The following is a 21,536-nucleotide window of genomic DNA, read 5'->3' on the forward strand; positions in this document are numbered from 1 at the left end:
CTCGCGCGAACTCAGTACCGAACGGCACTCTGCACCAGCGGGGGATAGACCGTCGAAGACTCGCCGTCCACGGTTGTCCCGGCGAACTGCAGCATTGAACGCGTCGCCCCGTTGACGGCGGCCGGATAGTTCAGTGTCGGTGTGGATATCTCGTCGAGGCGCCGCAGTTGTTCGGCGGTCAATGTCACGTCGACGGCGGCCAGGTTGTCCTCGAGATGGCTCATCCGTCGCGCACCGAGGATCGGCACTACCGTGCCGGGTCGTGCTCGCAACCAGGACAACGCCACCGCGGCGGGCGTGGTGCCGACCTCGTCGGCGATGGCGTTGACGGAGTCGATGACCGCGAACTGTTCATCGCTAGGGCCGCCGACATAGCCGGCGCGGATGGAGTCGGCGACGGCCGCACCTCGCCGGTACTTGCCGGACAGGAAGCCGTTGCTCAGCGGGCTCCACGGGACTAGCGCCATGCCCTGGTCAAGAGCCAGCGGAGCCAGCTCGCCTTCGACGGTGCGCGCCAAAAGCGAGTACTCGACCTGCAGTGCGATCAGAGGCGTCCAGCCTCGCAGCACCGCCATCGTCTGGGCCTGGGCGGTCACCCATCCGGGGGGTGTGGGCGGTCACCCGCGCGCAGGGGTGTTGGAGAACCCGATGTAGCGGACGGTGCCCGCGCGCACCAGATCATCGAGCGTGCGCAGAGTCTCCTCGATTGGAGTGTTGCGGTCGCAGTTGTGCATCCAGTACACATCCAAATAGTCAGTTTGCATGCGGCGCAACGTTTCCCGCAGTTGCCCGACGACCGCCGACCGGCCGGCGCCGCCGCCGTTGGGATCGCCGGGGTGAAGATTGGCGAAGAACTTCGACGCCAGCACCACCCGGTCACGCCTGCCCGGTCGATGGGCGAACCAGTCACCGAGGATCTTCTCCGAGTGCCCGTTGGTATAGAAGTTGGCGGTGTCGACGAAGTTGCCGCCACGGTCCAGATAGGCGTCGAGGATCCGCTCGGATTCCTCGACGCTGGAACCGGCGCCGCCGGCATCCTCGCCGAAGGTCATCGCTCCGAGCGCGAACGGGCTCACCCGCAACCCTGACCGGCCGAGGGTGAGGTAGTGATTGAGTGGCATGAATCGCTCCTTTGGAGTGGAATCTGATATACCCATCAAAGGAGAATTACGAGTTCAGCGGTAGAACGATGCTAGCTACCTCTTGCACAATCCGATCAATATTGATGGGAGCGGGCCCATGGATTTGCGGTGTGGGCAGTTGGCTGAACTGGGTGGCCTGATTGCCGCACATGCCCGACCGGACATGCAGACATCGATCAACGGTCTGATGTTGTCGAAGGAGGTGGCGTCGGGGCGCCCGGATTACTCACTGACCGAACCGCTCGTTGTGGTGATGGCGCAAGGTGGCAAGCGGCTCCTACTCGGCGAAGACCGCTACGAGTACCGGGCGGGGCAATGCCTCGTCGTGACGGCCGACCTGCCGGTAACGGGTCGCTTCATCGACGCCGGCGACGGGCTGCCCTCGCTCGGGATGGCGCTGGTGCTACGACCCGCCGTGGTGGCCGAGTTGGTGCTGCAGGCGCCTGGGGCGCGGGCGGCGTGTGGCGCGCGGAGTACGGCGATGTTCACCACCGATGCCGACGCTGATTTGCTCGACGCGGTGATTCGGTTGGTGCGGCTGCTCGACAAGCCTTCGGATGCGCCGATTCTGGCACCGCTGATCGAACGCGAGATCGTCTGGCGGTTACTAGCGGGACCGTACGGCGACACGGTGCGACAGATCGGCATGGCAGACAGCAATCTGTCCTACGTCAGTCGGGCCATCGGCTGGATCCGGCAGAACTACGCCGAACCGATGCGCGTCGAAGAGCTTGCCCGGGTGGCCGGAATGAGCCCCTCGACGTTCCACCGGCACTTCCGGAGCGTAACGGCGATGAGCCCGTTGCAGTTTCAGAAGCGCATCCGACTGCAGGAAGCGCGCTCAATGCTCGTCACCACACCGACCGACATCGCGGGCGTGGGGCACCGCGTCGGCTACGACAGCCCGTCACAGTTCACCCGCGAATACCGACGTCTCTTCGGCGCTCCGCCCGGGCTCGACGCCCAGCGCTTGCGCGCGTAGTTACAGCGGGATGTTCTTGTGCCGCCCGCGCCGGGCCGGCGCCTCGGCGAGTGCCTGCGTCAGCTTGCTGCGGGTGTGGGCCGGGTCGATCTTCTCGTCGACCACGCCGATCTCGACCGCGCTGTCCACGCCGCCGGCGATCCGCTCATGCTCGGCCGCCAATTCCTCGTGCAGCGCTTCGCGTTCGTGATCCGGTGCGGCGGCCAGCTTCTTCTTGTGCAGGATGCCCACGGCGGCCTTGGCGCCCATCACCGCGACCTCGGCGTCCGGCCAGGCGAACACCTTGGTGGCGCCCAGCGAGCGCGAGTTCATCGCAATGTAGGCCCCGCCGTAGATCTTTCGCGTCACCAGCGTCACCCGCGGGACGGTCGCCTCACCGAAGGCGTGCAGCAGCTTGGCGCCACGGCGCACGACTCCGCCCCACTCCTGGTCCACGCCGGGCAGGTAGCCGGGCACGTCGACGACCACGACCAGCGGGATGCCGAAGGCATCGCACAGCCGCACGAAACGCGCTGACTTCTCGGCACTCTCGGAGTTCAGGCAGCCGCCGAGGCGCAGCGGGTTGTTGGCGATGACGCCGACGGTGCGGCCGGACAAGCGGCCCAGGCCGACGACGATCGAGGGCGCCCACTTGCCCTGGAATTCCTCGAACGGGGTGTCCGAGTCGAGCAGTGCTTCCACCAACGGATGCACGTCGTAGGCGCGGCGGGGCGACTCGGGCAGCAGCGCGTGCAGGTCGGAGTCGCCGGCCTCGGCCTTGCTGCGGTCGAAATGGCCCTGCTGGGAGAACAATCCGATCAACCGGCGACCGCGCGCGTAGGCGTCGAGCTCGTCGGTGGCGACGATGTGGCACACACCGGACTTCTTGTGGTGGGTGTCCGGGCCGCCGAGGGAGGCCATGTCGACGTCCTCGCCGGTCACGCTGCGCACCACGTCGGGTCCGGTGACGAACACCCGGCCCTCCTGGGCCATGATGACGATGTCGGTCAGTGCGGGGCCGTAGGCGGCGCCACCGGCGGCGAAGCCGACCACGACCGAAATCTGGGGGATATAGCCTGACGCGCGGATCATGGCTTCGAAGACCAGTCCCACCGCGTGCAGCGCTTTCACGCCCTCGGCCAAACGTGCGCCGCCGGAGTGCCAGATGCCCACGATCGGGCTCTGCTCTTCGATGGCGGTGTCGTATGCGGTGACGATGTGCTGGCAGCCCTCCACACCCATGGCGCCACCCATGACGGTGCCGTCGGTGCAGAAGGCGATCGTGCGCACACCGTTGACGGTGCCGGCCGCGGCCAGCACACCGGAGCGGTCACGCTCGTGCAGCAGCTGCACGCTGCCGTCGTCGAAGAACGTGGACAGCCGCAGCAGCGGGTCGCGAGGGTCGAGGGATTCGCCGACCGTCTCAGGGGCCATGATCGTCATCTAAACCTCCATAGTGCGCGGATGTCGGTCAACGCTGTCGAGAGTCACTGGATTTCAGTACTTCCCGAAGGCGATCGCGACGTTGTGACCACCGAATCCGAACGAGTTGTTGATCGCGTACTGGTAGTTGCCTGGCCGGGGTTCACCGGCCACCACGTCCAGATCGATCTCCGGATCGAGGTTCCGCAGGTTGAGCGTGGGCGGCACGACGCCGTCCCGCAGCGCCAACACGGTGAGGATCGACTCCACCGCGCCGACGGCGCCCACCGAGTGGCCCAGCGCCGATTTGGGCGCGTAGACGGCCGGCCGGTGCTTGCCGAGCGCATTGTTGATCGCCTTGCCTTCCGCGACGTCACCCACCTGGGTGCCCGTCGCATGGGCGTTGATGTGATCGATGTCGGAGGGCTGCAGACCGGCGAGCTGGATTGCCCGGGTGATCGCGTGTCCCGCCTGCTCACCGTTCGGGTCGGGCGCCACGATGTGGTAGCCGTCCGAGGTGATGCCTGCCCCCATGATGCGCGCGAGGATGTTGGCCCCGCGGGCCTTGGCGTGCTCCTCGGTCTCGATGACCAGGAGTGCACCGCCCTCACCGAAGACGAACCCGTTGCGGTCCTTGTCGAACGGGCGACATGCGCCGGCCGGGTCGTCGTTGGTGGTGGACAAGACAATTCGCATCTGAGCGAAGCCGGCGATCGGCACGGCCTCGATCTTGGTCTCGACGCCACCGCACACCGCGATGTCGGCTTCGCCGAGAACGATCTGTCGCCATGCCTGGGCGATCCCCTCCGACCCCGACGCGCACGCCGAGACCGGGGTGATGACCCCGGCCCTGGCTTTGAGTTCGAGGCCGACGGCCGCTGCGGCGGCGTTGGGCATGTACATCTGGACCGCCAGCGGCGACACCGCTTTGAGGCCTTTGGCGCGCATCCCGTCATAGGCGAACACCAATTCCTCGGTGGAGCCCATGCCGGTGCCGATCGACACCATCAGCCGCTTCGGATCCACCTCGGGCGAACCGGCGTTCTGCCACACGCGCCGGCTGAGCACCGTCGACATCTTTTGCAGATAGGACAGCCGACGAAGTTCGACGCGAGTCAGCTCGCCGTCGAACTCCTCGACCAGATGCCCCCCGATACGGACAGGTAGGTCGTACTTCTCGACGAATTCGTCGTTGAGAAGCCGGATTCCGCTCTGCCCGTCCAACAGCCGCTTCCACGTGCTGTCAGCATCGGATGCCAGGGCGGTCGTCATCGCAAAACCGGTGACGACCACGTTGGGGAAGCCATTCCCCGTTGACAAACGCGTCAACCCTGCCATTGCTTTCTGCCAGTCCTTTCCCCCCGGATCGGTGTCAGTACCGCCCGAAGGCGAGCGCGACGTTGTGCCCTCCGAATCCGAACGAGTTGTTGATCGCGTACTGGTAGTCGCCGTAACGCGGTTCTCCCGCAACGATATCCAGGTCGACCTCGGGATCCGGCGTTTCGTAGTTCAGCGTCGGCGGGATGACGCCGTCGCGCAGACTCAGCACCGTGAGTGCCGATTCCAAGGCGCCGACGGCACCGATGGAGTGGCCCAGCGCCGACTTCGGCGCGTACACGGCGGCGTGCTCGCAGCCGGCGACCCGGATAGCTGTCGCCTCCGCGGTGTCACCGATCGGGGTTGCCGTTCCGTGTGCGTTGATGTGGTCGATGTCCTTGGGGGACAGGCCAGCGGTCTCCATAGCCCGCTTCATCGCCGCACCTGCGCGCAGACCGTCGGGTGACGGAGCCACCATGTGGAAGGCATCCGAGGTGATGCCCGCACCCATGAGCCGGGCCAGCGGCTTGGCGCCACGGGCCTTGGCGTGCTCCTCGGTCTCGATGATCATCATGCAGCCGGCTTCGCCGAAGACGAACCCGTCGCGATCCTTGTCGAACGGCCGCGACGCACCTTGGGGATCGTCGTTGCGCGTCGACATGGCGCGCATCATCGAGAACGCGGCGATAGGCAGCGCCTCAATGGTGCCCTCGACACCGCCGACGACCGCGAAGTCCGCGTCGCCCATGACGATCTGCCGCCACCCGTGGGCGATGGCCTCCGACCCGGACGAGCACGCCGACACCGGGGTGATGACCCCGGCGCGGGCGCCCAGTTCCAGGCCGGCGACCGCGGCCGCACCGTTCGGCATGACCATCTGAACGGCCAGCGGCGAAACCTTGCGGATCCCGCCCTCGTTCATCGCGTCATAGGTCTCGACGATCTTCTCGCCGCCACCCAGACCCGTGCCGATCACCACCGTGAAGCGGTCCGGGTCGACCTCGGGCTTACCCGAGTTCGCCCACAGCCGCCGGGATAGCACCAGAGACATGCGTTGCACGTAGGAATTGCGACGCAGTTCGACACGGGTGAGGTGGCTGTCCATGTCCTCGACGAGGTGGCCGCCGATGCGGACCGGCAGGTCCCACTTGTCGACGAACTCGTCCTCGAGAATGCGAATGCCGCTGTCGCCTGCCAACAGGCCCTTCCACGTGCTCTCGATGTCCGTGGCGAGCGCCGTGGTGGCCTCGACGGCGGTCACGACAACGCTAGGGAAACCGCCGTTAGCAGTGGAAGGCCTGCTCATTCGCCCGCGAACTTCTCGCGCAGGGCGGCAGCAGCCTCCGGGTTCTCCTCTTCGAGCTTCTGGATGTAGTTCACGACGTCACCCACGGTGCGCAGACCGGCGAGGTCTTCGTCGGGGATCTTCACGCCGTACTTGTCCTCGGTCTGAACGGCGATCTCCACCATCGACAGCGAGTCGATGTCCAGGTCGTCGACGAACGACTTCTCCGGGGTGACCTCAGACGGCTCGATGCCGGTCACTTCTTCGATGATCTCGGCGAGACCGGCGATGATTTCTTCCTGAGAGGCGGGCACGGTGGCTCCTTCGTAATCGGTTGTGCTACTTGGTACTTGCTTAGTTGTGTTACTTCGTAACGCTGCTTGCTATGTGGTTGTCCTGGTCGGCCGGGGCGATTACAGCTCGGTGAGTCCGTCCAGGTCTGCGGGGGTCTTGATCGCACGGTTGGCGACTCCCCGAAGTTCTCGTTTGGCGATTCCGGCCAACGTTCCCGCGGGCGGGAACTCGACGATCGCTGAGCCCTCTGCGTTCTCAAAGAGCTGGCGCATGGTGTCGGTGCACAGATCCCAGCGCACCGGCCGGGTGAGTTGCGCGACGAGCTTCTCCATCGCGTCTTTCGCAGAGGCTACCGGCTGACCGTCGGCATTGCTCAACAGCGTGGTGGTGGGCTCGGCAGTGTCGACCTCGGCCGCGGCCGCCGCATATCCGTCGAGCGCGGACGCCATGTAGTGGGTGTGGAACGCGCCTGCGGTGGCCAGTTGACGCACGCGAGCCTTGGCCGGCGGATCCTCGGCCAGCTTCTCCAGCGCCGCGATGGCGCCGGCGGCCACGATCTGGCCTGCGGCGTTGCGGTTGGCGGGGATCAGGTCGAGGCGGGCCAGCGCTTCCAGTACTTCGGCCTCGTCGCCACCCAGGATCGCGGACATGCCGGTCGGCTCGACGGCGCAGGCCTTGGCCATCTCAGACCCGCGGACGGCGGCCAGCTTGACCGCGTCGTCGGGGGAGATGACGCCGGCGATCGCGTACGCCGCGATCTCACCGACGGAGTGACCGGCCACGACGGTGGTGCGGCCGGCGAGCGTGCCGCGCTTGATCAGCTCGGCGTTGGCAAGCAGGGTCGCCGCGACAACCAGCGGCTGGGTGACCGCGGTGTCGGTGATCTCGTCGGCAGTTGCGGTGGTGCCCAGGCGGGCAAGGTCGAGACCGGCGATATCCGACCAGATCTTGATCTGATCGGCTGCGCCGGGCAGCTCAAGCCAGGGCTCGAGCATGCCGGGGGTCTGCGAGCCCTGTCCGGGCGCCAGCAATGCGATCACGGAGTCATGAGGCACTCTTTAAGAGAACACTGTGAAACCCGATCTGCACGGTGTAAGAGATTATGAACCTCGTCTTAGGTTTTTGTGGAGGTCCCACAAAAGTGCATGTGATGCGACGTTCCCGATACCTCACCGCGATCTAAAGCTCTTATCAGACGTTGCCCACAGTTCCGACCAACGGCGCTGTGAGTTGTGCGACAGAACTGTTTGCCGTGGTGTTGGGGGGCGAAGGATAGCCCAGCCGTCCCACTGTGGACGCCACCCGCAGGACATACGCGTCGCGCGGCACGGTGGGATCACGACCGGTGAAGTCGGCGATCCGCTTGAGTCGGTAGCGGACCGTGTTTGGATGAACGAACAATTTCCTGGCGCAAGCTTCGATTGCGCCGCCGCTGTCGAGGTAGGCGTCGAGCGTCTCCGACAGCGCCGGTCCGGCATCGGCCAGTGGCCGCATGATCTCGGTGTGCAGCGCCGCGACGGCCGAGGCGTCGCCGAGAAGGGCTCGCTCAGGCAGCAATTCGCGGGCCAGCACCGGACGCGGCGCGCCGGTCCACCCGACGACGGCGTTCATCCCCGATATGGCCTCGCGTGCGCTGTGGTACGCCGCGGTGAGCATCGGCGCGGTCGGCCCGATCACCACCGGGCTGTCGGAGTAGACCTTGATCAGGTCTTTGAAGAATTTGTCGGTGGGCCCGAACGGGCCGGAGATGATCCCGATCAGCCAGGTGCCGTGCACATCGGCCAAGGCCGCCCGGTTGTGGCGTAAGGCGATCTCCCGGACGTCCTCGCTGGCCAGCTCCTCCCGGCCGGGCGGCGGGGTGCCGACCACCACCGTCGCCGGCGCCGTGGTGTCCCAGTTCAGCGCAGCGGCCCGGGACAGCAGTTCCTGACCGGTGTCACCGCGGACGACGGCGTCGACGACGCTGGCCTCCATCCGGCTGTCCCAGGATCCCCGGGCCTCGGCGGCGTCGGCGTAGGAGGCTGCCGCGGCGAATGCCAGGTCGCGGCTGTACCGCAGGATGCCGACCGCCAGCGCGGTGCGCTGCTCGTCGTTGCGGCCCAGCGCGGGGACCGCGAGCTCGAAGTACTGCATGCTGACCCGAACCATGTCGACGGTCTGGGCCAGCGCGATGCGGCGGGTCAGGTCCTGCGGAACCAGGGCGAACGCGTCGGCGGTGTAACCCACATTGCTCAGCGGATTGCGGATCCACTCGGCGAAGTTGACCACCGCCGTCTGCAAGACCAGCTGGACGCTGGCGCGCTGGGACGCTTCCAGTTCGCCGAAGAACGGCAGGTGCTCGTGCATGGCCTGCATGGCCTGGGTGGCCAGCCGGCCGGAGTACTGCTTGAGTCGGCGCAGCGTCGAATCCGGCACGTTCTCCAGCAGCTCCAGGGCCGACGGCGGCAGCGGCTCGAGGAGCGGATTGTCACTCACCCCTAAAAGCTACGCCGCTTTTCTGGATGTTCCCACCAAATGGGCAGGTGCAGGCCCAGGGTTACGCGCTGCCGGTGTCCACGAACGAGACCTCGGCGGCCATCACGTCGTCGATCCGGTACTCCCGGGCCGCGGCGATCGCGACCGACGGGTCGATCTCGCCGTCGCGGGCCAGCGCCTCGAGCACCGCCACCACCACTGATTCGGCGTCGGTGTTGAAGTACCGGCGGGCGGCCGGCCGGGTGTCGGAGAAGCCGAACCCGTCGGTGCCCAGCGTGACGTAGGTGTTGGGCACCCACGGGCGGATCTGCTCGGGCACCGCGCGCATCCAGTCCGACACCGCGACGGCCGGGCCTGCGGTATCGGCCAGCGCCTGCGTCACGTACGGCGTGCGTGCCGGACGGTCCGGGTGGCGCAGCAGCTCCTTCTCGACCCCGACACCGTCGCGGTTCAGTTCACCCCAGCTGGTCACCGACCAGACGTCGGCCGCGACATCCCAGCGCTCGGAGAGCATGTCGGCAGCCCGCAGGGCCTCGGGCATCGCCACTCCGGACGCCAGGATCTGCGCGACGTTGGAGCGGGACTGTTGGGCTTTCCGATACCGGTACATGCCGCGCAACAGGCCCTCGGGATCGAAGTGCTCCGGCTCCGCAGGCTGGGCGTACGGCTCGTTGTAGATCGTCATGTAGAAGTAGATGTTCTCCGGGTCCTCGCCGTACATCCGGGCCAGGCCGCTTTCCACGATGTAGGCGATTTCGTAGGCGAACGCCGGGTCGTAGGCCACCACCGCGGGGTTGGTCGAGGCCAGCAGAAGCGAGTGGCCGTCGGCGTGCTGCAGACCTTCGCCGGTCAGAGTGGTGCGGCCGGCGGTCGCGCCGAGCACGAATCCGCGGGCCATCTGATCGGCGGCCGCCCACAGCCCGTCTCCGGTGCGCTGGAACCCGAACATCGAATAGAAGATGTAGATCGGGATCATCGGCTCGTTGTGGGTGGAGTAGGAGGTGCCGACCGCGGTGAAGGATGCCGTCGAGCCGGCCTCGTTGATGCCCTCGTGCAGGATCTGGCCGACTTCACTCTCCTTGTAGGCCAGCATCAGCTCGGCGTCGACGGCGGTGTACAGCTGCCCGTTGCGGTTGTAGATCTTCAGGCTCGGGAACCAGGAGTCCATGCCGAAGGTGCGCGCCTCGTCGGGAATGATCGGGACGATTCGGTGCCCGATCTCCTTGTCCCGCAACAGTTCTTTGAACGTACGCACGGTGGCCATGGTGGTCGCCACCTGCTGCTGGCCGGACCCCTTCTTGAGCGCCTTGTACACATCGCGCGGCGGCAGGGTCAGCACCTTGGCCTTGGTGCGGCGTTCGGGCAGGAAGCCGCCGAGGGCGCGGCGCCGGTCGATGAGGTAGCGGATCTCCGGCGCCTCGGGGCCGGGGTGGTAGTACGGCGGCAGGTACGGGTTCTCTTCGAGCTGCTCGTCCGACACCGGGATGCGGATGGCGTCACGGAAGTCCCGAAGATCCTGCAGTGCAAGCTTTTTCATCTGGTGGGTGGCGTTGCGGCCCTGGAAGTGGGCGCCCAGCGAGTAACCCTTGATGGTCTTGGCCAGGATCACCGTGGGCTGGCCCTTGTGCTCCATCGCCGCCCGGTAGGCGGCGTAGACCTTGCGGTAGTCGTGGCCGCCGCGCTTGAGGTTCCAGATCTCGCTGTCGCTCATGTCGGCCACCAGCGCCTTGGTCCGCGGGTCGCGGCCGAAGAAGTGGTCGCGCACGTAGGCGCCGTCGTTGGCCTTGTAGGTCTGGTAGTCGCCGTCGGGCGTGGTGTTCATCAGGTTCACCAGCGCGCCGTCCTTGTCGGCGTGCAGCAGCGCATCCCACTCGCGGCCCCACACCACCTTGATGACGTTCCAGCCGGCACCGCGGAAGAAGGACTCCAGCTCCTGGATGATCTTGCCGTTGCCCCGCACCGGCCCGTCCAGGCGCTGCAGGTTGCAGTTCACCACGAAGGTCAGGTTGTCCAGACCCTCGTTGGCGGCGACCTGGATCAGGCCGCGACTCTCCGGCTCGTCCATCTCGCCGTCGCCGAGGAACGCCCACACGTGCTGATCGGAGGTGTCCTTGATGCCGCGGTCAGCCAGGTAGTGGTTGAACCGCGCCTGATAGATGGCGTTCATCGGGCCCAGGCCCATCGACACCGTCGGGAACTCCCAGAAGTCGGGCATCAGCCGCGGGTGCGGGTAGGACGGCAACCCGCCGCCGGGGTGGCTGTGCTCCTGACGGAAGCCATCGAGCTGGTCGGCGGTGAGCCGGCCCTCGAGGAAGGCGCGGGCGTAGATGCCGGGGGAGGCGTGGCCCTGGATGAAGATCTGGTCGCCGCCGCCGGGGTGGGCCTTACCGCGGAAGAAGTGGTTGAAGCCGACCTCGTACAACGCGGCCGACGAGGCATAGGTGGAAATGTGCCCACCCACGCCGACGCCGGGTCGCTGCGCGCGGTGCACCATGATCGCGGCGTTCCACCGGATCCAGGCGCGGTAGCGGCGCTCGACGTCCTCGTCGCCGGGGAACCAGGGCTCCAGCTCGGTGGGAATGGTGTTGACGTAGTCGGTGGAGGTCAGCGCGGGGATCGCGACGCGCTGCTCACCGGCGCGCTCCAGCAATCGCAGCATCAGGTAGCGCGCGCGGGCCGGGCCCGAACGGGCCAGCAGGTCGTCGAACGACTCCAGCCATTCCGAGGTCTCCTCGGCGTCGATATCGGGCAGATACGACGCGACGCCTTCGCGGATCACCCGCACTCGATCGGAATCGCTTGGGCTGCTTGAGTTTTGAGCCAGATCGTGGCGCGCGAACTCGGTGGTCAACTTCAGCTCCTTAGTAGGAGGTGCAGGTTTTGCACCGTCCGCCTTCTATCGTGCCGCAATCGAGGCAGTACCGACGAGTAGTCAACCCAGGGGTTGGTGAATTCTTCGCAGCGCGCCGAGTGCAGCCCGCACCCGGTAACCTGCCGGGGTGCTGTTCAGACGTGCGCGCGAGCTCCGGATCGGCGGGCTGCTGGTCGGCAGTGCGGCGGCCGTGCTGGCCGGCGTGGTGGGCTGCACCAGCGTGACCGGCGGTGAGCCGTCGGCCAACGGGCGCGACGCCCCGGCCTTCCGGACCTCGATGTCGGTGTCGGCCTCGGAGTCGGCCGCGTCGTCCAGCGCCCGGGAATCCGAACGGCAGGCCTCGCTGACCACCCAGGCCATGCATGACACCTGCGAGACGCTGTCCACCTCCAGCGCCGACGCGATCGACGCGGTCAACGCCTACGTGAGCGCCTTCAACCAGGCCACCCCCGACATCGCGGCGACAGAGGGCCCGGCGGTCGACGCGCTGAACAAGAGCGCCGACGCCGTCGCCGCCAGCATCACCGACGCGATCCCGGCCGAGCTGAAATCCGCGTTCCAGGAGTGGGTCGACGGCGCGCACTCCACGGCCGGCGCAATCACCGGACACGCAGGTCCGGCAGAGTTCAACAAGACCATCCAGGACCTCAACGACACCAGGTCGAATGCGTTGAGCCTGTGCGACGCGACGTACTGATTCCGACCGCACGGCGAGTAATCGTCGTCGTCGTGCGACGATAGGCCCTTAGACAGCCGACCCTGATTCCAAGGAGGTTCCGACGGTGGTCGCGGAGGGTGGCCCCCCGAGCTACGCCCAGAAGCTGGGCATCCAAAAAAATCAGGTCGTGCAGGAACTGGGCTGGGACGAGGACACCGACGACGACATCAGGGTCGACGTCGAGGACGCCAGCGGCGCGGAACTGCTCGACGAGGATGCCGACGAGGTGGTCGACGTGGTCCTGCTGTGGTGGCGGGATGGCGACGGTGACCTGGTGGATCGGCTGATGGATGCGATTGCGCCGTTGGCCGACGACGGCATCATCTGGGTGGTGACACCCAAGACCGGCAAGCCCGGCCATGTTCAGCCCGCCGAGATCGCCGAGTCGGCGCCCACCGCGGGATTGATGCAGACCAGCTCGGCCAATCTGGGGGACTGGATCGCCAGCCGGCTGGTGCAGCCGAAGTCGAAGGCGGCCGGGAGGCACTCGTGACAGTTGGGGTCGGATCCGATGCCCCTGACTTCACGCTCAAAGACCAGAACGGTCAGCCCGTCACGCTCAGTGACTTCCGCGGCGCAAAGAACGTCCTGCTGGTGTTCTTCCCGCTGGCGTTCACCGGCATCTGCCAGGGTGAGCTCGACTACGTTCGCGACCATCTGAACGAGTTCGACAACGACGACACCGCCACGTTGACGATCTCGGTCGGTCCGCCGCCCACGCACAAGGTCTGGGCCACGCAGAGCAACTTCTCTTTCCCGGTGCTGTCCGACTTCTGGCCGCACGGGGCGGTGGCGCAGGCGTACGGGGTGTTCAACGCCGCCGCCGGCTTTGCCAATCGGGGCACGTTCGCGATCGACCGCGGCGGCGTCATCCGCTTCGCCGAGTGCAAGGAGCCTGGCGAGGCGCGCGATGGATCGGTTTGGACGCAGGCGCTGGCGGCCGTGTAACCTGCCCGGGCACGGGCGCGTAGCTCAGTGGTAGAGCTCTGGTTTTACACACCAGCGGTCGGCGGTTCGATACCGTCCGCGCCCACCAAAGTTATTACAGGTCAGCACCATTTCCGGCGGCCGTGCGGTGCGGCCACCTGCACCGGATTGGTGCCCAAGTTGCCGATAAGTTGCCAGCGAGATCATGTGCCGCTGTGCGGCGGCGGTGTGGCCTCCGGTCGCCGTGGCCGCTGCCACATCGCGTGGAATTCGGCCTCGCCCGTAGCCGCTCGCATGAACGTGTCGGGTGCGGGGATTGCAGCGTTGGGATTCGGGTTGTAGTCGAGGCGGTACGAAAGCTCGCCTTGCGACGCCACCCGATTTGTTCTGACGTGCAGGACGCCAGACAACCAGTCGAACCTGGGGTTCGGCCACAGCCGCTCCTCGATGAGGGGGCCGAGTACGTCCCAGGTTGGCGCCAACTCGTTTGGCCCGACCGCGATCCTGGGGAACGTCGACGCGACGGCGATGAAGTGCGGTGCGTTCGGGTCGCGTTGGCGCTTCTTTCGGTCGAGGGATCGTCGTAATGATTCCAGTGCCGCATTGCGATCATCGTCATCGATGCACGGGTTAATCGAGTAGCCGAAGGAATATCCGACGTTGGGTCCGGCGGTGAAGGACGTGCTGCCGCTGGCTTTGACTGCTTCCCAGTCGATGTTGTCGGGATCTGGGAAGTGGAGCATTGGACTCCATGTTGCTGTGATCGGCCGTGGCGCTACGCCCACGGCGCTCTGAATCGCGCCGTACTCGTCGTCGCACACCTGGTCGCAGAACTCATGGCTCCACAGGTCTTTGACTAGCTCCTGAGGCGACCCAATCGGCAGCTCGATACGGATGTTTCGGGCGACGCCGCGCTTCTTCATTCGCGCCGACAGCGCGGTCGAGATGGTCTCGTTCATCCGGTGCCACGCGGCGTACGCCTCCCAATGCCAGACAGTGACTTCGACGGTAACTAGCCCCTCGGGCACCCGCACTCCGTAGTCGGGGGACATCGGTTGCTCACCGTGGCTTGGCCTCCACGTGGGGGGCACCAGCGGTTCCAGGAGAATAGGGCTTACCGACGACGCGATCACGCCGCCCACCTCCAGCTCGATCAACGCTTCCTCGTATGCGTGATCGTCGGCTGGCCGGAGGACGGTGCGTATCCGCTGGATGAGCGTCCTGCCGACCCCCGGCGAGGCGTTCCCCATGAGTTTGTAGAGCACGTCCGCGATGTTCAGCAAGTAGTGCGTCGACTGAGCACTTCCGGTGCCTCGCCACTGAGTGCCAAGTGGGCCAACCGGATCATCAAGCCAGGCTTCATCACCCACCACCCTGAAGATGTCGCGGTAGAACTGCTGGGCCTGTTCGATATGAAGTTGTCCGTTCTCGCCGAGCTTTGCTTCCTGAGCGAGCTCGGTTGCGTCTCGTTCGTGGAAGCCGGGGCGCGGAGGTTCCACCGGCGCGGGCGGTGTCGTGTCTTCGTCGGACGACGCAGTGGACATACCGGCATCGTATGAACGCGCCCCGACAATCTTGGCAGTGCGCGCCGCCAGCGTGTCTTACGCGGTTTAGGTCACCGAGCAGTCAGCCGAACAGCGATGCGCCGACCGCGCGCAATTCGTCGGCCTTTACGTCGGCATAGATGGACAGTGTCACCGCCGGATCGTGGCCGTGCCAGGCGGCGACGATGTGCGGTGGGTGGCCCTGGTCGAGCATGAGCGAAACCGACGTGTTCCGCAGGCCGTGCAGCTTGATCCGGCGCAGTCCGGCGCGCGTGCGCAGACGCTGGAACTCGTCGGTGTAGGACTCGGGACGCAGCGGCTCGCCGTCCCCGCGCACCGCCACCGGCCGGTCCTCGGTCCACCCGAGGCCGAGCGCCAGCGCTTCGGCGCGCTGGCACTGACGCAGCGCCCGCAGCGCGGCCACCACGTCGTCCGGTAGCGGCAGATCGCGGCGGCTGCGCTTCGACTTCGGTGCGCCCTCGATGGCCTCATTGCCGACGGCCACCCGGCCGCGCCGCACCGACAGCGTTCCGGTATCCAGGTTGACCGCCGACCACCGCAGGCCAAGCACCTCCGAGCGGCGCATCCCATAGCAGGACAGCAGCCAGCAGGCGTAAAGGCGGTGATCGGCTACCGCCTCGCGGAACTGGCCGACCTCGCCCAGCGTCCAGGACTTGGCGGTGGCCTCGATGTCGTCGGCCTCCCCGGTGCGCTGCGCGTCGTCGGGGTCGGCGTCCTTGGGCCGCTCGACCAACGCAATCACGTTGCGGGGCAACACACCCTGATCGACGTAGCTCTGGACGACTGCCCCGAACGTGGTCAGCGTCGACCGGATCGTCTGGGGGCTGAGGCCCCGCTTCTCGTCGGGTGCGGTGCTCTCCTCGGCGGCGGGCGCGTACACACCGCGGCGAACACGGGTCACTCGCCCCGCGCGAGCCAGGGCAGTGAGGCATGTGTGCACGTCACCGTTTGGCATTGCGGCGACCAACTTGGCGGCGGTGATGCCCTCGGGATGCTCGGCCACCAACGCGACGACCCGACCCGCGAGCGAGCCGTCCCGGTAGTGCTTGGGTGACGTGCGCGCCTCGGTCAGCATCCACCGCACCAAGGCGTCGCCGTCGGCCTTGGTGAGCGCCTGGAGCTTCTTGCCGCCGAGGTAGCGGCGCACAGGCTTGAGATCCATCTCGTACGAGTACTTGGTGACCTGTCGGATGCCGCGCCGACCGGCGAGCCAGCCCTCGCACGCCTCGTCCACTGTGATTGCGGTTGGCTTGTTGTACGTGCCCGCAGTCACCTCGCTGGTGATGCGCCGAAACTCGCGCCGCGCTTCGGCTTTGGTGCGGAACGTAAACTTGCGGCGGTCGCGCGACCCGTCGGGTTTGAGGCCAACGTCCACCTGGAACCAGTACGTGGTGGTGCCGTTCTTGGCAACGTGGGTGCTGATCGGCTCAGCGCGACGGGTGCGCTTCGGCTGGCCTTGCTCGGTGTCGTTGGTGCTCATCAGTTCCCCTCGGCGGTGTCGGTCGTCATGCTCCAATCGCGGCGCAGGTAACCGCGCTTCTTGGCCTCGGCGAGCCAGCGGTCCACGGTGGGCAGCGAGGCTCCCATTTGTTGAGCGACGTATTCGCGCGGAGGCTCTCCGACATCGCGTGCGGCGATGAGCATGTCGGCAACCTCGCGATAGTGAACGTCATCGAGCTTGCGGCGCTTTCCGCCGCCCGTGGGGCGCTCTGGCCGGAGCAATAGCGTCTGGTTGCGCGAGTGCTGCACACCGAGGAATGCGCCGTCCATACGCGCGATGAATCCTGCCGCAGCCTTGGCTAGACGTCGCACCGGGACCAGCCGGATGGCGGCCGGGTCGATGTCGGCGGCGGCGTCGGGATCAAGGGGGAGCAGGTGCAGCTCAACCAAACGCGGTGTGCCGCCTCCCATTTCGATGCGCACCTGGTAGCGGTACGGGTGGCCGACCAGTGTTACCTCGATCAGGCCGTCATCCTCACCGCGCGTGCCGCTGACGCGCCGGACGCCACCTGGCAGGACATCGCCCTTGATGAGCTGTGGTGGCCGGTTATCACTGGTCATTCAAAAATGATAACAGAATGTCTGGACACCTATTACTCAATCAGGCCAAGGTTGCACCCATGACCACCAACGCCAGCGCACCCGCGCCCACTCCACCTCTGATGCCCGTCCTGGACGAACTACGCAGCGGGCCACCGACCGTCAGCGTGGGGCGCGCCGCCGAGCTGCTCGGCATCTCACGCGCGTACGCGTATCAGCGCATCAAATCCGGCGACATGCCGGTGGTCCGGCTCGGTGTGCGTCGTGTACGCATCTCCGCGCTCTGGTTGCTCCGCACCCTGAGCGGCGAGAGCGGCGCTGCGTAGTCACCTAGGCCGGGAACGGGCCCGGTGCGCCCCTTGGTTAGCCCGCAGCCCCAGGGTAGTCGCGCCGGGTACGGTCCCTTCGATCACGAAATCGCGACCCGCACAATACGGCTGCATTGCTGCAGTGTCGCCGCGCGGCACCGATATGTGGGCGATTGCACGCTGAGCGGGTGAAATAGAAACCACCGCACCGCCGCTCGTCAACGTCCAACGCACCGCATTGCGTGCCGCTCTGTCTTCCCCGACATCAACCACAGCCCATGGCGCACAACAAAATCGCCCCGCCGACGCGATGACGGCGGGGCGATTCAAACCAAGGGCATCCCGACATGCCCGATGTTCGAGGAGACGAACAAGTGAATGGTATCAACAGCTCCACCGCACCCGCCGGATCGGCACACACCAACGGACACAACGGAGCCGGTGACCCGTGGACCGGGCAGGGCGACCTTGGAGGATCAGCCGAACCGTTGGCTATCAAGCGAACTCAGCCGGTGGATCCGCGTGGCCGCGCACACGGCGAGCCAGGTTGGGATCCGTTTGATAACCCTGCCGCCGAGGTGGCGCGCCAGGAGCAGGCGAAGGTCCAGGCCGTCACGGAGGACCGCAAGAACCGCTGGAAGCCACACTGGTTCGCGCTGGCCAGCGTGGACGGCTTACCCCACCAGTGGGCCCGCAATCTCACGTGGAAGTTCGAGCGCCACGACGCATCCCGCGATCCCGTCACCGACGCCCCCACCCTGATGTTCTGCGGTGTGGACGCGGTAGAGGCCGGCGCTTCCGACGAGGTTCTGGCCGCGCTACCCAAGCTCAAACCGGCTGACATGACCGCACTCAAGGTCCGCGCCGCCGCGATCCGCCAGGACGTCCGCAAGCAGGTGGACAGCATGGCGCGCAGCATGACCACGGGCCGTGAAGCGGCGGTGGCGATTCCCGAGCCGATGGGCCTGGACGACCTGCTGGCTGAGGAGGACGAGAACGCCGCGTACCGCATCGGTGAGGTGTGGCCGACCGGTGGCCGCGTGCTGTTGGCCGCCCAGTACAAGTCGGGCAAGTCGACCTTGGTCGGCAACCTCGTTCGCAGCCTGGTCGACGGTGACCCCTTTCTCGGCCGGTTCGAGGTGCAGCCGGTAGGCAAGGTGGTACTCATCGACACCGAGTTGGACAAGCGAACATTGCGGCGCTGGCTGCGCGACCAGGGCATTCACAACACCACCGCCGTGACGGTGGTGTCGCTACGCGGTGCGGTCTCGGCGTTCGACATTCTCGACGCCGCCGCACGTTCGCAGTGGGCACAACGCTTCTCCGGTGCCGACGTGGTGATCCTGGACTGCCTGCGTCCCGTGATCGACGCGCTCAACCTGTCGGAGGACAAGGACGCAGGCAAGTTGCTGGTGGCCTTCGACGCGCTGCTGGCCGAGGCCGGTGCTGAGGAGGGCATGGTGGTGACCCACATGGGCCACCACAACGAGCGCGCCCGTGGCGACTCACGACTGTTGGACTGGCCCGACGTACTGTTGAAAATCGTGCGGGGCGGGGACGAGGCCGATGAGGTCGGCCGCCCACGGTTCCTGTCGGCAATGGGCCGCGACGTAGAGCTGCCCGAGGGACAGCTGACGTTCGACCGCGACACCCGCCACCTCACCTACGCCGGTGGCAACCGAACGGAATCACGTGCGGCCGACCTGATCGACAAGCGCCTGGCCGCCGTCTTGGACGTGCTCGCGGACGCCCGCGCTGAGGGCAAGGACGGCATGAACACCACCGCGATCAAGGATGCGGTGGGTGGTAAGAAGGACGCCGTCGTCAAGGCGCTAGCGGCGGCCAAGGAGCGTCAGCTCGTCACCGTCGAGTTCGTAGGCCGTGCACATATCTACCGTCTGGCACCCAAGGTGCTGGACCCGATGTATCTGGGCGAGAAGCCAAATGCCGACACCGCGCCGGGCCTGGCTCCGGTGGTCGAATTCCCCCCGCCGCAGGGTCAGGGGCCTACAACGGGATGAACGGCCAGAAATGCCATTTGACCTGCGATTTTCTATCGGCCCCCTTCTGTGGGGCCGATAAATGTTTTGCATCGGCCCCGACGCGGGGGCCGATGCGGGCCGATAGGTGCAGAAAACAGCCCCTGGCCTGCGGATTCTATCGGCCCCGCAGAAGGGGCCGATAGGGGCCGTTGCAATAAGTCATCGGCCCCTCCCTATAGGGAGGGCTGATACGGGGGATGAAGGACAAACAACAGACGACTCCACCGCTCGCCGATCGCGGGTGAGAGGCGGTGGACAGGCGTAGTCGCGCGCTGGATCGGTAGAGGCGGCGGTGCACTGGTGGCGCCGGTCAGGTGTCCTTTGCATCTTCGGCCTTGCGGCGGTGGCGGTATGTCGGTGGCCCGTGCAACCACGAAGGCGCACAACAGATAATGCCGCCATGTATACGTATTGTGCTGTTAGACAGTCGATCTGACTTCCGCCATGAGGCGGCGCGGCTCCTCGACAGCTGCACTGTCCGTTGACAAGCTGTTGACTATGACGCGCCAACTGGACTCCCGGCACCGCGCCGAGCAGGCCGTACGCATGAGTGCGACCGGTGCCACATGGCAAGAGGTGGCCGACGCGTGCGGCTATCGCTCACGCCAGGCGGCGCAACAGGCAGTGTCCCGGCTACGCGACCGAACACCACCCGAGTCCGTCGAGCAGGCGCGCGCCAAGCACGACGCGGCGCTTCAGCTCCTCCAGCGCAACGACTTCACGCGCTACCTGCTCGCACTCCAGAACGGCGATGACGACACCGCGCTGCGGTACTCCAAGGAGTTGCGCGGCATCGTGTCGGAGCGTGCCAAGCTGGCCGGTGTCTATGCGCCCGAGCGCCAGCAGGTAGAGGTCAAAGTCACCACCGACGCGGTGGCCATCATCGATCGCATGGAGGCTGAGCTACTGGCTCTGGTCGCGCAGCGGCCCCAACAGCTGGCGTTGCAAGGCAACGTCATCGACGCCGAGATCGAGGAGATTTCCAGATGACCACCGTTACCGCCGAGGATGCGATCAAGGCGGCGTCGTCGGTTGCCCGTGACATCGCCGACGGCAATCTCGCTCCCGACGCGCTGGAGCGCCAGGCGGTGGCCGAGCTGTCGCAGTTGATGCTCATCGAGCCGGAACCCGGCTCCGACCTCGAACGGCTCCAGGCTGAGTCGGCCCGGCGTGTGTTGGCTCGCGGTGGCATCTCGACCGATGAGCTTGCCGAGTGGCTTGCGGTCCAGCGCCGCCGCGAGAACCCCCACGGCGACCAGGACGACGCAGAACCCGCCGATGGTGCCGGTGTGCTGCTTAAGGCCAGTTCGGACGCCAGCGTGGCACACAGCGGCGAAAACGACACCGCGCCAGACGATACCGACCTGAAGATGGTGCAGCTGGCCGCCGGAGCGGAGCCGGAGCCTGCTGCGCCGCCGTCCAATCGCCGCATCTTGGCGCGCGGTCGCAGCCTGCCGGTAGATCCCGGTCTGCTTCCGCTGTAAGTGCCGCCAATGCGCTCAGCGATGGCCCGGTTTGGCGCCCCGTAGACCGCTCGTTGGCAATCACTTGGCAACTTGCCCTCGTACCCCTGAGGGGCGGGGAAGCCGGGGTGGCCATCTGCGCAGGTAAAAGCCACATCGGCCTGCATCGCCAAACCTGGCACCGCTTGATGGCCGATCGAACGGCCCCAGGAAGTGTGACAACAAACGGCCCGGTCGAGGTGTCGGTGGTGTCTGATTGGATCGAGCCAAATAGACCGGAGACCTTCGCATGACGAATCACTGCCAGGCTGACCCCAACGACGTCGCGGCATGCGCGATCGAAGGATGCACCTACTCGGACTCGGAGGGAATCCTTGCGCGCGGCGGCATGACCCAGTTGCGTGACTTTCTCAGCGCCGACCCCGAACCTGCCGGGAGCGATGGCTTTGGCTGTAGTTGTCGCAAGTGCACGGGATTCGCACGACCGTTGTCGCCCGAGGACATCGAGAGGGTGTTGGCCCACGTATCGCCACGCATGGCGACGCTCTACGCGATGGCGAAGCTCAATCTTCACGGTATCGAGTGCGACGATTGCGGAGCGCCCGCGCCGCTGTTCACCGATGGGCCGGGTTCTACGGACGGCGTGTTTGGACGGCGACGCTGCCCCTATCACGACCACTTGTTGAAGGCCGTCCAGTCTTGACC

General features: G+C 66.4%; 19 protein-coding genes, 1 tRNA gene and 1 pseudogene. 10 read left to right on the forward strand and 11 right to left on the reverse strand.

Going from position 1 to position 21,536, the window contains the following annotated elements; all coding sequences use genetic code 11:
- Positions 1–11: 11 nt before the first annotated feature.
- Positions 12–1,121: pseudogene (locus D3H54_RS11180) on the reverse strand (aldo/keto reductase).
- A 118-nt stretch (positions 1,122–1,239) separates the two neighbouring features.
- On the opposite strand from D3H54_RS11180, the gene D3H54_RS11185 reads away from it, so the two are divergent.
- On the forward strand, positions 1,240–2,124 hold the full coding sequence (locus tag D3H54_RS11185) for an AraC family transcriptional regulator (protein WP_149379091.1): 885 nt from the start codon (positions 1,240–1,242) through the stop codon (positions 2,122–2,124).
- Here the strand turns inward: D3H54_RS11185 and D3H54_RS11190 are convergent, their stop codons facing one another.
- The 7 genes from D3H54_RS11190 to aceE form a co-directional block, all read right to left on the reverse strand.
- On the reverse strand, positions 2,125–3,546 hold the full coding sequence (locus tag D3H54_RS11190) for an acyl-CoA carboxylase subunit beta (protein WP_149379092.1): 1,422 nt from the start codon (positions 3,544–3,546) through the stop codon (positions 2,125–2,127).
- Between the two features lie 54 nt (positions 3,547–3,600).
- Positions 3,601–4,863, reverse strand: coding sequence for a 3-oxoacyl-ACP synthase KasB (kasB, locus tag D3H54_RS11195; protein WP_168214835.1), 1,263 nt, complete (start codon positions 4,861–4,863; stop codon positions 3,601–3,603).
- A gap of 34 nt (positions 4,864–4,897) precedes the next feature.
- Entirely contained in the window at positions 4,898–6,148 is a 1,251-nt protein-coding gene (gene kasA / locus D3H54_RS11200; protein WP_149379094.1) for a 3-oxoacyl-ACP synthase KasA, read from the reverse strand.
- Complete coding sequence (gene acpM / locus D3H54_RS11205; protein WP_149379095.1) at positions 6,145–6,441, reverse strand: meromycolate extension acyl carrier protein AcpM; 297 nt, start codon at positions 6,439–6,441, stop codon at positions 6,145–6,147. The genes kasA and acpM overlap by 4 nt, the downstream gene beginning before the upstream one ends.
- Before the next feature lie 99 nt (positions 6,442–6,540).
- The gene (locus D3H54_RS11210) at positions 6,541–7,461 is read right to left on the reverse strand and encodes an ACP S-malonyltransferase (RefSeq protein ID WP_149383471.1); all 921 of its coding nucleotides are present in this window, start codon (positions 7,459–7,461) and stop codon (positions 6,541–6,543) included.
- A 151-nt stretch (positions 7,462–7,612) separates the two neighbouring features.
- The gene (locus D3H54_RS11215; RefSeq protein ID WP_149379096.1) at positions 7,613–8,896 is read right to left on the reverse strand and encodes a PucR family transcriptional regulator; all 1,284 of its coding nucleotides are present in this window, start codon (positions 8,894–8,896) and stop codon (positions 7,613–7,615) included.
- A gap of 61 nt (positions 8,897–8,957) precedes the next feature.
- A complete protein-coding gene (gene aceE / locus D3H54_RS11220) occupies positions 8,958–11,747 on the reverse strand; it encodes a pyruvate dehydrogenase (acetyl-transferring), homodimeric type (RefSeq protein ID WP_149379097.1) in 2,790 nt (929 codons plus the stop codon).
- Between the two features lie 148 nt (positions 11,748–11,895).
- On the opposite strand from aceE, the gene D3H54_RS11225 reads away from it, so the two are divergent.
- The 4 genes from D3H54_RS11225 to D3H54_RS11240 all read left to right on the forward strand — a co-directional run bounded on the left by D3H54_RS11225 (position 11,896) and on the right by D3H54_RS11240 (position 13,522).
- A complete protein-coding gene (locus tag D3H54_RS11225) occupies positions 11,896–12,465 on the forward strand; it encodes an Rv2240c family protein (RefSeq protein WP_286199208.1) in 570 nt (189 codons plus the stop codon).
- An 85-nt stretch (positions 12,466–12,550) separates the two neighbouring features.
- Positions 12,551–12,979, forward strand: a complete 429-nt coding sequence (locus D3H54_RS11230; RefSeq protein ID WP_149379098.1) for a DUF3052 domain-containing protein — start codon at positions 12,551–12,553, stop codon at positions 12,977–12,979.
- The gene (locus D3H54_RS11235; RefSeq protein ID WP_149379099.1) at positions 12,976–13,434 is read left to right on the forward strand and encodes a peroxiredoxin; all 459 of its coding nucleotides are present in this window, start codon (positions 12,976–12,978) and stop codon (positions 13,432–13,434) included. The genes D3H54_RS11230 and D3H54_RS11235 overlap by 4 nt, the downstream gene beginning before the upstream one ends.
- A gap of 13 nt (positions 13,435–13,447) precedes the next feature.
- A tRNA-Val gene (locus tag D3H54_RS11240) sits at positions 13,448–13,522 on the forward strand.
- A 94-nt stretch (positions 13,523–13,616) separates the two neighbouring features.
- Here the strand turns inward: D3H54_RS11240 and D3H54_RS11245 are convergent.
- From D3H54_RS11245 to D3H54_RS11255, 3 genes are all read right to left on the reverse strand, one after another.
- Positions 13,617–14,957 carry a hypothetical protein gene (locus tag D3H54_RS11245; protein WP_149379100.1) on the reverse strand — a complete coding sequence of 447 codons (1,341 nt, stop codon included), beginning with the start codon at positions 14,955–14,957 and terminating at the stop codon, positions 13,617–13,619.
- A gap of 82 nt (positions 14,958–15,039) precedes the next feature.
- Positions 15,040–16,458 (reverse strand): site-specific integrase, encoded by a 1,419-nt coding sequence (locus D3H54_RS11250; RefSeq protein ID WP_149379101.1) that lies wholly within the window; start codon positions 16,456–16,458, stop codon positions 15,040–15,042.
- On the reverse strand, positions 16,458–17,039 hold the full coding sequence (locus D3H54_RS11255; RefSeq protein WP_149379102.1) for a hypothetical protein: 582 nt from the start codon (positions 17,037–17,039) through the stop codon (positions 16,458–16,460). Before D3H54_RS11255 ends, D3H54_RS11250 begins: the two co-directional genes overlap by 1 nt.
- 59 nt (positions 17,040–17,098) lie before the next feature.
- Here D3H54_RS11255 and D3H54_RS11260 point away from each other — a divergent pair, with 59 nt between their 5' ends.
- From D3H54_RS11260 to D3H54_RS11280, 5 genes are all read left to right on the forward strand, one after another.
- The gene (locus D3H54_RS11260; RefSeq protein ID WP_286199209.1) at positions 17,099–17,344 is read left to right on the forward strand and encodes an excisionase family DNA-binding protein; all 246 of its coding nucleotides are present in this window, start codon (positions 17,099–17,101) and stop codon (positions 17,342–17,344) included.
- A 356-nt stretch (positions 17,345–17,700) separates the two neighbouring features.
- Positions 17,701–19,347 (forward strand): AAA family ATPase, encoded by a 1,647-nt coding sequence (locus D3H54_RS11265; RefSeq protein WP_168214836.1) that lies wholly within the window; start codon positions 17,701–17,703, stop codon positions 19,345–19,347.
- A 519-nt stretch (positions 19,348–19,866) separates the two neighbouring features.
- Positions 19,867–20,358 carry a hypothetical protein gene (locus tag D3H54_RS11270; RefSeq protein ID WP_149379104.1) on the forward strand — a complete coding sequence of 164 codons (492 nt, stop codon included), beginning with the start codon at positions 19,867–19,869 and terminating at the stop codon, positions 20,356–20,358.
- Complete coding sequence (locus D3H54_RS11275) at positions 20,355–20,852, forward strand: flagellar hook-length control protein (RefSeq protein WP_149379105.1); 498 nt, start codon at positions 20,355–20,357, stop codon at positions 20,850–20,852. Before D3H54_RS11270 ends, D3H54_RS11275 begins: the two co-directional genes overlap by 4 nt.
- A gap of 268 nt (positions 20,853–21,120) precedes the next feature.
- The gene (locus D3H54_RS11280; RefSeq protein ID WP_149379106.1) at positions 21,121–21,534 is read left to right on the forward strand and encodes a hypothetical protein; all 414 of its coding nucleotides are present in this window, start codon (positions 21,121–21,123) and stop codon (positions 21,532–21,534) included.
- Positions 21,535–21,536 lie beyond the last annotated feature (2 nt).

The organism is Mycobacterium sp. ELW1 (genome assembly GCF_008329905.1).
Taxonomy (GTDB): Bacteria; Actinomycetota; Actinomycetes; order Mycobacteriales; family Mycobacteriaceae; genus Mycobacterium.